The sequence below is a fragment of the Pseudomonas sp. V98_8 genome (assembly GCF_029967975.1).
GTDB lineage: Bacteria > Pseudomonadota > Gammaproteobacteria > Pseudomonadales > Pseudomonadaceae > Aquipseudomonas > Aquipseudomonas umsongensis.
The window spans coordinates 105,430-119,402 of the sequence record NZ_JASCAE010000046.1 but is presented as its reverse complement, the minus strand read 5'-3'; the positions used below and the strand labels follow the sequence as shown (position 1 = coordinate 119,402).

Annotated in this window: 15 protein-coding genes; 3 read left to right on the top strand and 12 right to left on the bottom strand. The window is 60.3% G+C overall.

Annotation, left to right across the window (positions count from 1 at the left end; genetic code table 11):
• The 6 genes from QLG10_RS15100 to QLG10_RS15075 form a co-directional block, all read right to left on the bottom strand.
• On the bottom strand, window positions 1-790 hold a 790-nt coding region (locus QLG10_RS15100; protein WP_282487632.1), incomplete at its 3' end, for an aldehyde dehydrogenase family protein.
• A 73-nt stretch (window positions 791-863) separates the two neighbouring features.
• Entirely contained in the window at window positions 864-1,691 is an 828-nt protein-coding gene (gene phnX / locus QLG10_RS15095) for a phosphonoacetaldehyde hydrolase (protein WP_248678642.1), read from the bottom strand.
• A 39-nt stretch (window positions 1,692-1,730) separates the two neighbouring features.
• Complete coding sequence (locus tag QLG10_RS15090) at window positions 1,731-3,074, bottom strand: MFS transporter (protein WP_188263676.1); 1,344 nt, start codon at window positions 3,072-3,074, stop codon at window positions 1,731-1,733.
• Between the two features lie 270 nt (window positions 3,075-3,344).
• Window positions 3,345-4,511, bottom strand: coding sequence for a 2-aminoethylphosphonate--pyruvate transaminase (locus QLG10_RS15085; protein WP_188263675.1), 1,167 nt, complete (start codon window positions 4,509-4,511; stop codon window positions 3,345-3,347).
• 261 nt (window positions 4,512-4,772) lie between these two features.
• Complete coding sequence (locus tag QLG10_RS15080) at window positions 4,773-6,164, bottom strand: FAD-dependent oxidoreductase (RefSeq protein WP_282487631.1); 1,392 nt, start codon at window positions 6,162-6,164, stop codon at window positions 4,773-4,775.
• A gap of 46 nt (window positions 6,165-6,210) precedes the next feature.
• A complete protein-coding gene (locus tag QLG10_RS15075; RefSeq protein WP_282487630.1) occupies window positions 6,211-6,561 on the bottom strand; it encodes a RidA family protein in 351 nt (116 codons plus the stop codon).
• Window positions 6,562-6,695: 134 nt separating this feature from the next.
• On the opposite strand from QLG10_RS15075, the gene QLG10_RS15070 reads away from it, so the two are divergent.
• From QLG10_RS15070 to QLG10_RS15060, 3 genes are all read left to right on the top strand, one after another.
• Window positions 6,696-7,571 carry a LysR substrate-binding domain-containing protein gene (locus QLG10_RS15070; RefSeq protein WP_020800141.1) on the top strand — a complete coding sequence of 292 codons (876 nt, stop codon included), beginning with the start codon at window positions 6,696-6,698 and terminating at the stop codon, window positions 7,569-7,571.
• Window positions 7,572-7,703: 132 nt separating this feature from the next.
• Window positions 7,704-8,249, top strand: coding sequence for a chalcone isomerase family protein (locus tag QLG10_RS15065; RefSeq protein ID WP_282487629.1), 546 nt, complete (start codon window positions 7,704-7,706; stop codon window positions 8,247-8,249).
• A 19-nt stretch (window positions 8,250-8,268) separates the two neighbouring features.
• Entirely contained in the window at window positions 8,269-8,793 is a 525-nt protein-coding gene (locus QLG10_RS15060) for a DUF3833 domain-containing protein (protein WP_188263672.1), read from the top strand.
• A gap of 1 nt (window position 8,794) precedes the next feature.
• On the opposite strand, the gene QLG10_RS15055 is transcribed toward QLG10_RS15060, so the two are convergent.
• From QLG10_RS15055 to QLG10_RS15030, 6 genes are read right to left on the bottom strand one after another with little or no spacing between them, the layout of a single operon-like run.
• Window positions 8,795-9,292, bottom strand: a complete 498-nt coding sequence (locus QLG10_RS15055; RefSeq protein ID WP_282487628.1) for a DUF2878 domain-containing protein — start codon at window positions 9,290-9,292, stop codon at window positions 8,795-8,797.
• A 2-nt stretch (window positions 9,293-9,294) separates the two neighbouring features.
• A complete protein-coding gene (locus QLG10_RS15050; RefSeq protein WP_282487627.1) occupies window positions 9,295-10,560 on the bottom strand; it encodes a cyclopropane-fatty-acyl-phospholipid synthase family protein in 1,266 nt (421 codons plus the stop codon).
• A complete protein-coding gene (locus tag QLG10_RS15045; RefSeq protein WP_110752275.1) occupies window positions 10,547-11,338 on the bottom strand; it encodes a DUF1365 domain-containing protein in 792 nt (263 codons plus the stop codon). The genes QLG10_RS15050 and QLG10_RS15045 overlap by 14 nt, the downstream gene beginning before the upstream one ends.
• On the bottom strand, window positions 11,335-12,582 hold the full coding sequence (locus QLG10_RS15040) for an FAD-dependent oxidoreductase (protein WP_282487626.1): 1,248 nt from the start codon (window positions 12,580-12,582) through the stop codon (window positions 11,335-11,337). The genes QLG10_RS15045 and QLG10_RS15040 overlap by 4 nt, the downstream gene beginning before the upstream one ends.
• Window positions 12,579-13,340 (bottom strand): SDR family NAD(P)-dependent oxidoreductase, encoded by a 762-nt coding sequence (locus QLG10_RS15035; protein WP_282487625.1) that lies wholly within the window; start codon window positions 13,338-13,340, stop codon window positions 12,579-12,581. The genes QLG10_RS15040 and QLG10_RS15035 overlap by 4 nt, the downstream gene beginning before the upstream one ends.
• On the bottom strand, window positions 13,337-13,759 hold the full coding sequence (locus tag QLG10_RS15030; RefSeq protein ID WP_110752281.1) for a nuclear transport factor 2 family protein: 423 nt from the start codon (window positions 13,757-13,759) through the stop codon (window positions 13,337-13,339). The genes QLG10_RS15035 and QLG10_RS15030 overlap by 4 nt, the downstream gene beginning before the upstream one ends.
• Window positions 13,760-13,973: the final 214 nt, after the last annotated feature.

Genomic DNA, 13,973 nt, shown 5'->3' with positions numbered 1-13,973 from the left:
CCAGCTCCACGGTGCTCGGAATGATGTTCTCGGCCGCGCATTTCATGATGTGCGAGCCGACCGGGGTCGAGCCAGTGAAGGCGATCTTGGCGATGCGCTTACTGGTGGCCAGGGCTTCGCCGGCTTCTTTCCCGAAGCCCTGCACGATGTTCAGTACGCCGGGTGGCAGCAGGTCGCCGATCAACTCGACCAGCACGGTGATGCCCAGCGGGGTTTGCTCGGCAGGCTTGAGCACCACGCAGTTACCGGCGGCCAGGGCCGGGGCGAGTTTCCAGGCGGCCATCAGGATCGGGAAGTTCCACGGGATGATCTGCCCGACCACGCCCAGGGGTTCATGGAAGTGATACGCCGCGGTATGTTCGTTTATTTCGGCCGAGCTGCCTTCCTGGGCGCGGATGCAACCGGCGTAGTAGCGGAAGTGGTCCACGGCCAGCGGGATGTCGGCATTGAGGGTTTCGCGCACGGCCTTGCCGTTGTCCCAGGTTTCGGTGACGGCCAGCAGTTCCAGGTTCTGTTCGATGCGGTCGGCGATTTTCAGCAGCGCCAGTGAGCGGTCCTGCACCGACGTCTTGCCCCAGGCATCGGCGGCCGCGTGGGCGGCGTCCAGGGCTTTGTCGATGTCTTCAGCCGTGGAGCGCGGGAATTCGGCAATCGGTTGGCCATTCACGGGGGAGGTCGTGGTGAAGTACTGACCCTTGACCGGTGCGACGAACTCGCCGCCGATGTAATTGCCGTAACGGGACTTGAAGGAAACGATGGCACCGGGGGTGCCAGGATGGGCGTAGTTCATGGTGGTGTTCTCTTGTTTTTTTGGATGTGGCCGTCGTTGGGACGGCCACTGTCAATTGCGCAAGCCGACAGGGTCAGGAACCCTGAGGCGTTTCTCCACGTGCCAGACGCGCATTGATGTCTTCGATGACCGCCGGCAAATCAACGATGGTGTCGATCAGGTAGTGAGGGCGCGAGCCTTCGAACATCTTGACGATGCGCGCGCGTTCCTCGGCCAATGCATCCAGGGACAAATCCTTGAATTGGTCATAGGTCAGGCCCAGTGCGTTGCCGGAGCAGGTCAGCGCCACCGTCCACATGCCCGCGCTTCGGCCTTCGAGAATGCCCGGCCAGGTGTCATCGACCTTGACGCAAGCGGCGACGTCGCTGACCCCCAGGGCAATGACGTTGGCCAAGGCTTGCGCTGGGTGGGGGCGGCCATTGGGCACTTCGTCTGTGGCCACCACGTGGTCGGTGACATAGCCGTTCTGGCGCGCCAGCTCCACGACCTTCTCCATGACCACGGCCGGGTAGCCGGAGCAGGAGCCGATTTTCAGGCCCTTGTCGCGCAGGCCGTTGATGGTCTCGAGCGCACCGGGAATCAGCGCCGAGTGCAGGGCGATTTTCTCGATCTGCAGCGGCATGAAACGCTCGTAGAGGGCGGTGACATCATCGTCGGTTGGCAGGCGGCCGTAGACAGCGTGGTAGCGGTCGGCAATCTGTGGCTCGTTGCACAGCGTGCGGATGTGGTCCCATTTGCCCATGCCCATCGGCCCGCGGGCTTCTTGCAGGGACACCGCGACGCCGAACTCGGCAAAGGCTTCGACGAAAATCTGCGTCGGTGCGAAAGAACCGAAATCCACGACGGTGCCGGCCCAGTCCAGAACCACGGCTTGCAACTGAGAAGGTTGTTGGTAATTCATGATGATTGCTCCAGTGAAAATTGATAGATGGGTTCGGGTTCAGGAGTGGGTGCCAAGTACGACCGGCTGCACCGGCGTCGAGGACAGCACCGGGCTTTCCACGGTTTTCGGGCGGCTGTTCCAGAAGGGCACCAGCATCAGGCTGGCCAGGAGTGCAGCGCCGGTGAACACCAGGAACACGGTGATGGTGTCGAAGTAACCCGGCAGCAAGCCACCGAGTACGGCACCGACCGAGCCACAGCCATTGACGAAGCCTGCGGCGGAGGCCGCGCCGTCCTTGCTGCCGAAGTCGATCGCCGCCGAGCCGCTGAGCATCGAGTCCGGCCCGTAAAGCGACAGGCCCATCATGAACAGCAGGCCGACCACGATGTAGAGGCTGCCGCTTTGCATGGCGGGAACGAACAGCGCAAGACAGGCAGTCAGGATCACCAGGCTAAGGACACAGACGGGAATACGACGGGCGCCGAAATACTTGTCCGAGGCGATACCGATGAGGATCGGTCCGATCAAACCGGCCAGTTCAAACGAGGTGGGAACGATGGCGGAGGCCACCTTGCCGATCTCGGGCATGCGCTCGTAGATAATCACCGGGCCCCACAGGAGGATGGCGTAGCGCGCTGGCTTGAGCATGAAGTAGGCGAGGCCGAGCACCAGCACGGTCCGATTTTTCATCACGGTGCGCAAGCCGGCCCACATGCTTTCGCGCGGTACCACGACGTTGCTGACGGGCTCGATTTCGATCTCCACCGGCGGCAGGCCGACGTCTTCCGGCTTGTTGCGTTGCAGGAAGAAGAACAACACCGCCACCACCAGGACCACCACGGCGCTGCTGATAAACGCGAGGCGCCAGTCGTGGTAGTGGTTGTAGGCCCACCAGCCGGCAAACGGCGTGGCGACCAGGCCACCGAAGGCGTAGGAGGTGCTCCAGAAACCCAGCACGCGGCCGCGTTCGCTGGTGCTGAAGAAACTGCCGACGTTCTTGCACAGCCCCGACCAACCGGTGGACTGGGCGAGGCCCTGGACCAGCATGCAGGAAGCGAAAATCGGCAGGGTCGCGTAAGTCCCCATCAGCAGCGCGGCCAGCGCCGAGATAACGAGCCCGCTCAGGACCACGACCCTGGGGCCGAAGCGGTCGGAGAAGTTACCCCACAGAAACTGCCCCACGGCATACGCGGTCAGGTAGAGGGCGTCGAGATTGGCCATCATGGCCTTTTCGAGCATGAAGTCCGGGTCTTCGCCAATACCCAGCTTGGCAACGGAAAACGCCTTGCGGGTGAAGTAGAAGGCGGCATAGGCCACCCAGGTGATGAGGAAAACTTGCACGCGCCAACGCTGGAGCGATTTCCAGCCAGTGGCGAGAGGACTTGTAGCGTTCTTGTTCATGGTGTTCTGATCCCGTATGTGGTGCCAGACAGCGCAAATAATGAGTTTTGTTTTTGTTTTCGGTACAGAAAGACTGTCCACGCACACGACATCGATCAGATGGCCGTGAAATGGCATCAGGCTTTAAGCATTAAATTGACGCGATCGCTGACGGCTGCCCGGCTCTGCCTGGCGATCAGTCAGCGAATCCATGTTTAAAAAAAGATCCCTGTCCAAAGGTGCTACCCATTGCACCCGTGCTCGAATTGACAAAGACCTTTAAAGGGGCGGTCAGCCTGCCGGTAGATGCATGTCGACGTTCATGGCCACAAGACTGTCGGCGATGGCGCGCAGCAATTGATAGACGATGTATTCGTCGATCTGGCCGATACAGCCGATGCGGAAACTCTCGGCGACGGTCAGTTTGCCGGGGTAGATGATGAACTGGCGGGCCTTGAGTTCATCGTAGAAACGCTTGAACTCAAAGTTCGGATGTTCCGGACTGAAGAACGTGGTGATGATCGGCGACAGCCAACGGTCTTCCAGCAACGTTTTGAAGCCAAGCTTGCGCATGCCGGCGACCAGTACATCGCGATTGCGAGTGTAGCGGGCCAGGCGGCCATGCACGCCGCCTTCGGCAGTGTGTTGCTCCAGCGCTTTATGAAAAGCCACGACGCTGTGGGTCGGAGGGGTGAAACGCCATTGCCCGGTGCGCTCCATGTATACCCACTGCTCGTACAGATCCAGGCTCAGGGAGTTGGCGCGGCCTTTGGCGGCCTCCAGCACGGAGCGGCGGATGATGACGAAGCCGAACCCCGGAATGCCCTCGATGCATTTGTTGGCAGAAGACACCACCACGTCGAACGCGATGTCCTTGACCGTCAACGGCACGGCGCCGAAGGAACTCATGGCATCGATGATCAGGCTCTTGCCATGCGCCTTCACCACATCGGCGATTTCGCGCAGCGGATTGAGAATGCCGGAGCTGGTTTCGCAGTGGACGATGAAGACGTTGGTGACGTCCGGATTGTCCTTGAGCAGGGCGTCGACTTCCTCGGGCTGCGGCGGCAAGTAGTCGCCTTTGTCCAGGGTGATGAAGGCGCGACCGAGGTACTCCAGGGTCTTGGTGGCGCGTTGGCCGTAGGCGCCATTCATCAGCACCAGCGCTTTACCGTCACGGGGGATGGCCGTGGCCAAGGCGGCTTCCACCGAGTAGCTGCCACTGCCTTGCAACGGCACGCAGGCAAAGCTGTCGTCCGCGACGCCGGCCATGCTCAGCAGGTTCTGGCGAACCTCGGCCGTGACTTGATTGAAGGAAACGTCCCATGAGCCCCAGTCGCGTAGCATGGCTTCCTTGGTGGCCTTGGACGTGGTCAATGGCCCTGGGGTCAGCAGGTAGGGTTCACCCAAGGCTGGGGTAGCCAGCGCCTGTGTGGTCGGGAATTCAGCTTTGGTCATGATCTTCTCCGGCGGTGTTGTTTTTGTAGGGGAGTGATGCATGTGCTGATCAAAACACCTGCGGAAAAATAACTGAAATCGATTTATCACATGTCACAAACAAGCTGGGCTTATAAGTGGAAACTGGGCGCATTGATCGATATCGGCACGCCGCAAATCTTCGCTCGCGGCTCAATTGAACGGTTGAAACCAGGAAACCCCGCCTGGCAAGCGCCAGGCAGGCTTGATCAGCCAAACAAATATCGCAGACCTGACGCTGCGCTATGCCTTGTCCGACTTGCCCGCCGCCGCGGCGAACTTCGCCAGGCGCACGTCCAGTCGACGGGGGCGCAGGTTGCGGTCCTCGGCGTGCTCCTTGCGGCGAATGGCGTTGCGCACCATCAGCGAGCCCAGGTAGCGGATCGGCTCTGGCGGGAAAAGGCCGAGCGGGCCTTGCACCAGCGGCGAGCGTGTCCAGGGGTTGTCTTGCCCCAGCACCAGCGATGAAAGGATTTGCCCGCCCATATGACAGGGCCCGACGCCGCTGCCGGAATAGCCGAAGCCATAAAACACGTTGCCGCCTGCGCCCATTCGACCGAAGAACGGCAGCCCGGTGACGGAGCGATCGGATGGGCCGTTCCACGTGGCGGCAATGCCGACGTCGGCAAAGTCCGGGAAGAACTCGGCCAGGGTCTTGCGCAACAAGCCCTTGTAGGGCGAAGGCTGATCGAATACTGGCAGGATGCGACCGCCGTAGGCGAAGGTATTGCCACCTTTGCCGAGCATGATCCGGCCGTCCGGGGTGTTGTGGTAGTAGTGCACGAAGATGCGCGAGTCGAGTACGGTGACCCCGCTGGTCAGGCCGATTCGTTCGAGCAGGTCGGGGCGCGGTTCGGTGATGATCATGTCGCTGGAGACGATGGCCACCGAGCGCGAAAACTCTGGAAAGGCACGGGCCATCCAGGCGTTGATGGCCATGACTACGCGCTTGGCCACGACTTTCCCGCCCGGCGTGTTGACGGTGGCCGGCAGCCCGTGTTCGAGGCCGGTCATCGGTGAACCCTCGTGGATTCGCACGCCCAGGTCGATCGCAACCCGGCGCAGGCCACGCACCAGCTTGCCCGGTTGCACACTCGCCGCCGCCGGTGAAAACCAGCCTTCGACGTGACGGGTTGAACCCGACATGCGTTGCACCTCAGGGAGTGCGCGTTTGGTAAAGGAGTTGATGCCATTGCGCTCCAGCGCCGCGATCACCCCGTCCGTCGAACCGACCTGGGCGCGGTTGGTGGCGGTGTAGAGCGTGCCATCGAGGCGGTAGTCGGCGTCCACCGCGTATTTTTTGCAAAAGTCGCCGATGGCGTAAATGCTCTGTTCCGATTCCTTGACCAGGCGCACCGCCTCTTCGACCCCGAACAAGCGTTCCAGGGTGAAGAACTTGGCCGACCAGGACAGCGCACAGCCGCCGTTGCGTCCACTGGCACCGGCACCGCAGATGTCCGCTTCGACGATGACGACGTCCAGTTCAGGGTTCTGTTCCTTGAGCATGATGGCGGTCCACAGGCCGGTGTAACCACCGCCGACGATGCAGACGTCGGCGTGGGTGTCTTGGCGCAATGGCGGGCAGGGCGTATCGGATTGGCTTTTCAGGGCCTGGTCGAGCCAGAAGGGGCGCATGGGGAGTCTCCGTTCGAAAGGTTGCGGGGTGGCATTCAGGACGCAATCAGCCGCACGCGGCGACCACGATCATTTCCACGCGCCAACCGGGGTCGATCAGGTTGGCCAGGGTACAAGCGCGTGCGGGGGCATGGCCTTCGGGGAAAAATTCGTCCCAGACCCTGTTGAGCCCTTCATAGTCCTCGCGGTGAGCCAGCAGGATGCGCACCGAAAGCACCCGCGTACGGTCGCTGTCGACACTGAGCAACAGCTGCTCGATGGCGCACAGAACCTCGTGGGTCTGTGCCTCGATATTGCCACTGAGGTCCGTGGCAACCTGGCCCCCGATGTAGAGAACGTTGTCATGCCGGACCATGTCCGAACGGCGTTTTATCGTGGCGAAACGTTCGATTTCCATTAGGCGTTCCTGATTGATCCAAGCAGCGGCCCGTTGGCCAAGGCATTTGCGAAATCCATCCTTGCAGTTCATTGTTCATAAATAAAATCGATTTATCGTATGCATGAATAAGTTGAAACTATAGGTAGGCCCCCATGACGATCTCCCATACCCAGCTCAAGGCTTTCCACGCCGTGGCAATCAATGGCAGTTTCACGCGCGCGGCCGAACAGCTCTGCCTGTCCCAGCCAGCGGTGTCCGACCAGGTGCGCAAGCTTGAGGAGTACTACGGTGTGATGGTGTTTTTCCGGGACAAACGCCTGGTGCGCCTGACGGAGGTGGGCGAGCGCTTGTTCGGGCTGACCCAGCGCCTGTTCGATATCAGTGTCGATGCCCACGACATGTTGATGGACTACCGCACCCTGTCGACAGGGACCCTGAACCTGGCCGTGGACGCGCCCGTGCATGTGCTGCCCTATGTCGCGCGCTTCTGTGCTCGTTACCCGGGCGTGGATGTGAAAGTGGAAACGGCCAATACCGATGAGGTTCTGCAGCGGTTGTTCGGCCACCAGGCAGACATCGCCCTGCTGGGGCGCAATATCGAAGATGACCGACTGCTCAAGCTGCCCCTGCGCAGCGATCCGATGCTCGCCTTCGTCGCCCATGACCATCCCTGGGCGCAGCGAACATCCATCTGCCTCGCCGACCTGGACAACACGCCCCTGGTATTGCGCGAGCAGGGCTCGGTGACGCGACTGTCCCTGGAGGAGGAGATGGCGACGGCGGGCTTGCGCATTCGCAAGGCCATCGAGGTGGAGGGGCGTGAAGCGGCCCGCGAGGCCGTCGCCATCGGTATGGGCGTCGGCGTTGTTTCGGCCGCCGAGCTCGGTGCGGATTCGCGAATTCGCGGCTTGCCGATCGTCGATTGCCAGCAACGCTTCACCGAGACCCTGGTTTGCCTGCGAGCGCAGAGTTCCCGACGCATCCTGACGACGTTCTTTGACATTGTCAGGGAGATGGCAGGGGCGTGATCTCCGTGAGGACTTGAGCTCGTCAGATACCGTCTTTCAACGCTGACCGTAGCGGTTATTAGCTGTACAAAATAAAAATTTGGTATAGCTTTTAGAGGCGTCCCTTGAGTCCTGTCGAGGCCTTTGCACGTTATGCAGACAGACCGCTTTATCCGCCACGTTGTCTGTCTTGTTCTGATGCTCCAGAGCCCAGGACTGTTGGCTGATTGGCGCGAGGTTCTGCCGGATGCTCGTCGGATAGGGGGCGGCGAGATGCGAATATTCGGTTTTTCCATCTACAGCGCGCAATTGTGGAGCCCACGCCTGCTTGCCGGTGATCTGCCAGGCGCGGATGTGCCGTTTGCGCTGGAGCTGACCTACCGTCGTGCGATCAGTCGCGAGGATCTGGTCGAGGCCAGCATCAAGGAAATTAAGCGCCTGTCGCCCACCCCGCCGAATTCGCAATTGATGGCCCGTTGGGAGCGGGAGATGCTCCAGGCCTTTGTCGATGTGCGCGCCGGTGACCGCATCACAGGCGTCTATGTGCCTGCAGAGGGCGCACGCTTTTACGTCGGCGAGAATCTACGGCATGTGGTGAAGGACGAGGCGTTCGCCGAAGCCTTTTTCTCCATCTGGCTTGACCCCCGAACCCGCGACCCGCAACTGCGCGACCAACTGCTGGGCATCGCCAAACCCTGAAACCACTGAGGAAATATGCATGCTGAGGATATGGCTATTGCTGCTGTGCATCGGCCTTGCAAGTTGCAGTCGGGTGGATGTGCAGACCTACAGTCAGGAAACCCCCAAGCTTGATTTGCGCGAATTTTTCGAGGGGCGGGTTGAAGCCTGGGGAATCTTTCAAAAGCGTTCAGGCGAGGTCACCAAACGCTTCCACGTAGAGATCAATGGCCACTCTGAAGGTAACCGGCTGATCCTCGACGAGTCATTTACGTACAGCGACGGTACTCGGCAGAAACGCGTGTGGACGCTCACCCCGGCCGGACCTGGCCAATGGCGTGGAACCGCTGGCGACGTGGTGGGTGAGGCGCAGGGTGAGGTGGCAGGTAATGCATTGCGCTGGCGGTATGTGCTGAGGTTGCCGGTGGACGGCAAGGAGTATGACGTTCATCTGGACGACTGGATGTACTTGATGGACGAGAACACCCTGATCAATCGCTCGTACATGTCCAAGTTCGACGTGGAGGTTGGCCAGATCACCTTGTTCTTCCGCAAGCAATCTTGAGTCAACGAGCAGGCTGTCCGGCCAGCCAGTGCAAAGCCGGCATCAACATCGCCCAAATCAAAGCGAGTATCAGCATGCTGGGCCAGGTACCCAGCGGCAGACCCACATCGGCCAACCTGGCACCTCCCCAGTAAGAGAGAGGCCCGCCAATAGCCCCTAGCAGGCTGCCTATCCACCAAGGGCGCTTGGTCCAGCCCAGGCTGTGACGCAAAGTACTGGCGAAGAGTAGCCAGAGGATTGCCAGCCAGGGCGGCAAAACGAGTGTGGCACCGGGAAACTGGAATACCCCGAGATGCAATAGAGCACTGTCCAGGACCCAGCCGCAGGCTGACACCTTCAACAGATAACGCCACTCACCAGAGGTGTTTGCAATCCATAGCAGGTGTATCGCCAGGCAGGTGATTGCCAGCAGCAACAGCCACGGCCGTTGCGCACCCAGCACGCAGGCGAACCAGCCGATCTGGAACAGTCCTGCGTTGAGCAACAACCGGCTTCGCACGTTCACGCCTCCAGGCCGAACGGCTGCGGCCGTGCTCCGGGTTTGGCGAGTAAAAGGTGCGCGGTGCCTATGCTTCGTTCCAGGAAGCCGCCCTCGCAGTAGCACAGGTAAAACTCCCACAGGCGGAAAAACGCCTCGTCATAGCCTAACGCTTCCAGGTTGTGCCGGCTGCGTCGCAGGTTCTCGTGCCACAGGCGAAGGGTGCGTGCGTAGTGAAGCCCGAAGTCCTCCATGTGATGAAGGTTCAGGTCGGTGTCGCGACTGATGGTGTGCAGCATGCTGCTCACCGAAGGCAAGGCGCCACCCGGGAAGATGTAGCGCTGGATGAAGTCGACGGTTTTTTTCGCCTGCTCGTAGCGCTGGTCTCGAATGGTGATGGCCTGCAATAGCATAAGCCCGTGTTCCTTGAGCAGGTGCGCGCACTGTTTGAAGTAAGTGGGCAGGAAGCGGTGGCCGACGGCCTCGATCATCTCGATCGACACCAGCTTGTCGTATTGACCCGTCAGGTCACGATAGTCCTGCAGCAACAGGGTGATGCGGCCTTGCAGGCACTGCTCTTCGATCAGGCGCTGGGTGTAGGCAAACTGCTCACGCGACAGCGTGGTGGTGGTGACCTTGCAGCCATATCGAGTGGCCGCATAAATGGCCATGCCGCCCCAACCTGTGCCGATTTCCAGCAGGTGGTCGCTGGGTTTGAGATCGAGCTTTTGGCAGATGCGCTCCAGCTTGTACATTTGAGCCTGTTCAAGGCTATCGCTGCTGGACCGGAACATGGCTGCCGAATACATCATGCTGGGGTCCAGCAGGTGTTCAAACAGCGCGTTGCCCAGGTCGTAATGCGCAGAAATGTTGCGTTGCGAGCCTTGGCGTGTGTTGCGGTTGAGCCAGTGCAACGCTTTTGCCAGGGGACGGCGTAGACGTGCCAGGCCGCGCTCCATTCCATCCAGCACGTCGAGGTTGGCAACGAATACGCGGATCACGGCCGTCAGGTCGGGGCTGCTCCAGTAACCGTGGATATAGGCCTCGCCGGCGCCAATTGAGCCATTTACCGCCACCATTGGCCAGAGCGCCGCGTTATGCACTTCTATCTCGCCATGCGGTGCCGCGCCAGGCTGGCCGAAGCTCAGTGGCTCACCGTCGACGATGATGACCAAATGTCCGTGGCGCAGGTGCGCCAGTTGATGCAAGACGCCTTTTTTCAATACACGGGCGCCTATCCCGTTGGCAGCAGAGCCACACGTCATTGGGGTCAGGCTAGGATTCGTCATGGCGAGACTCCAGGTTTGCGGTGCGGTATTCACCGGCGGCGGGTTTATGGGAAACCAGGGGCAGACGCTTGAGCAGCAGGCGCAGAGCCTGCGAGTAAATGCCGAGCAGGGTCTTGGCGGTCATCCAGGGAAAGTCCAGAAGGTGGCGATGCAGGCTTTGGCGCGTCAGTTCGACGCGCTCCAGGCCCAGGCCGGCTTCAAATATTTTTTGCTCACCCTGCCAATCCTGCATGTTCACGTGCAGCGTTTGGCCGGGAGCGGAAAACCGCATGCGGTACTCCAGGTCACGAGGCAGGAAGGGCGAGACGTGAAAGCTCTTGGCGACCCGGTGGCATGACTCACCGGTTGCATGGGTCGGCAGCACATAGTGGTAACGCTCTCGCCAAGGGGTATTGCTGACTTCGCAGAGAATGGCGGCCAGGCTGCCGTCGGATTCGAAGCAGTAAAACAGGCTGACCGGATTAAAGGACAGCCCCCAGCTACGGGGCTGGGTGAGCAGACAGATGCGTCCCTGCGGTGCGTGACCAAGGGCCTGTTCCACGCGCTGGCGCACTGCATCGCTCAGGCTCATACCCTGACGCGTTGCAAGCGGCAGGTAGTCAGTTTCGCGGAAGGCGAAGGCGGCCCAGCGCGAATGTCCGGCGAACCAGGATAAGGCCAGCACCTGCGATTGTTCCGCCAGATCGAGGTAGAGCATACCCATGCGGTAGCGAAACCCATGGGCGCGCGGCAGCAGCCGTCGGTGGCTGACCCAGCCGCGGTACAGGGCACTGTTCACAGTTTTTCTCCGAAAGCGCTCGCCACGCGCAAGGCGCTTACCACGCCGTCCTCGTGGAAACCGTTGGCCCAGTAGGCGCCGCAGTAGTAGCTGAACTGGGGCCCCTGTAATTCTTGCCAACGCGCTTGTGCGGTCATGCCTGCCTGGCTGTATTGCGGATGGGCGTAGCGCAAGCGGGCGAGGATTTTGTCGGGGTCAATGGCTGCGGTCTGGTTCAGGCTGACGCAAAAGGTGGTGTCGCTCGAAAGCCCCTGGAGGATATTCATGTTGTAGGTAACAGCTGCTAAGTGCTGGGCTGAGCCGCCGAGGCGGTAGTTCCAGCTCGCCCATGCTCGGCGACGGTTGGGCAACAGGCGGGTGTCGCTGTGCAGCACCACATCGTTTTCGGCGTAATGCAGTGCACCGAGTATCTCTCGCTCGGCTCGGCTGGGAGCGGCCAACAGGCGTAGCGCCTGATCGCTGTGACAGGCGAACACAACGTTGTCAAAACGTTTGCTTCCGGTCGCACAGTGCAGGGTGACCCCGCCCAGGTCACGTTCCACGCGATACACCGGGCAGTTAAGGTGGATACGCTCGACAAAGCCGGCACTCAACGCCGCTACGTATTGGCGCGATCCGCCGCTGACCACACGCCATTGCGGCCGGTGGGTGACGGACAAGAGGCCGTGATTTTTACAAAAGCGTACGAAGAACTGCAGCGGAAAACGCTGCATGTCGCCCAGTGACATCGACCAGATCGCCGACCCCATAGGGACGATGTAATGTTCGATAAAACGCTGGCCGTAGCCGTTTTCCCGCAGGTAGGCGCCCAGCGTGGTGTCGGCAGTGATGCGCTGTTCTTCCAGATCACGTGGTGCTTGGCGGTTGAAACGCAAGATCTCGCGCAACATGCCCCAGAAGCCAGGTGAAAGCAGATTGCTTCGCTGGGCAAACACTTGGTTGAGGTTGCCGCCGTTGTATTCAATGCCGGTGTGCGGGTCCTGAACCGAAAAGCTCATCTCGGTGGGTTGCGAAGCCACGCCGAGTTGATCCAGCAGACGGATGAAGTTGGGATAGGTCCAGTCGTTGAAGACGATAAAACCCGTATCGATGGCATGGCGTTCGCCCTTTACTTCAACGTCAACCGTATGGCTATGGCCACCGATCCAGTCACTGGCTTCGAACACAGTGACGTCGTGTTTGCGGTTGAGCAGGTAGGCGCAGGTCAGGCCGGAAATACCGCTGCCGATGATGGCTATTTTCATGAAGACTCTTCTGTGACCGGACGCGCCATGCGTCTGCCCAGCGTCAGTTGCAGGCGTTGGGGCAATAACGCTAATGCGCGCAGAGCGGCAATGAATGGCCAGGGAAATGCAATGTCCAGGGGGCGTTTTTCCAGGCGGGTGGCGATGTAGGCGGCAGCTTTGCCGACCGGCCAGCGCATCGGCATCGGGAAATCGTTTTTTTGCGTGAGTGGCGTATCGACGAAGCCCGGGCTGACGAGCGTGACGTCGATACCTTCGTGAGCCAGGTCGATGCGTAAGGACTGAAACAGGTAGCGCATTGCCGCCTTTGAGGCGCCATACGCTCCGGCGCGCGGTAACGGCAGGTAGGTCACCGAGCTGCACACGGCCACCAGATGTGGCCGCTGAGCCTTGCGTAACAGTGGTAGGGCGGCTTCCACGCAGTAGGCGGCGGAAAACAGATTGGCCCGCATCACGCGTTCAATCATGTCGGCTTCAAAGACGCCGGCGTCCACATACTCGCAGGTTCCAGCGTTGAGGATGACCTGATCCAGATGGCCCCAGACTTGCCCGATTCGCTCGCCCATGGCTTGAACCTGGCGTGGATCGGTCAGGTCGCCCGGCAGCAGAAGTACCTGCTGCGGATGACCCCTGTGTAACTTTTCCAGGGCCGTTGCATTGCGTGCGCTGACGGCCAGGAAATGGCCTTGGGTCAATAAAATTTCCGCCAGGGCGGCACCGATGCCGCTACTGGCTCCAGTGAGCCAGATGCGTTTCATGCCAATCGCCCCTTTAGCCAGCCAATCGCGGTTCCCATTAGAGGCAAGTGCTCATAGAGCAGAGCGCCTGCGTCAAAGTAGTCGCGATGCTGATACACCTTCTTGTGCCAAAGCAGGTGCGAACAGCCCACCACCTCTATGAGTTGTCCATGGCTCAAGCGGGGGTGGCGATAATGCAGGGTCCAGCGCAGATAACCGGCGCCGTCCTGCACCTGGTCATAGCCGTGGAAGGTGAAACCCAGCTCGCTGACGTTGGCATACAGCTCAGTAAAATATTCTTCCAGCGCTGTCAGGCCCTGGATCTCATGGAGCGGATCACTGAAGCGTATGTCGTGACTGTACAGATGCTTGAGGTTGTGCAGATTGCTGCCGTCCAGCGCTGCAAATTCGCCGGCGAAACATCGCAAGAAATCAGCCACGTCGTGTCTCCATTGCAGGCAGGCATGGAATTTCCCCGGCCTCTTTTTCTTGTACAGGCGAATGGGGTTTGTATAGTTATTTGAAGAATAGGACGTTGCCTGTACAAGTCAACTTTTTTGTACAACTTTTCTGAGGGTGGCGAGTCAGTGGGTCCTGCGCATTCCCTGTTGGTCATGATCGATCAGGCGGAGCCAGGGGGGAGTTGGAGGGGAA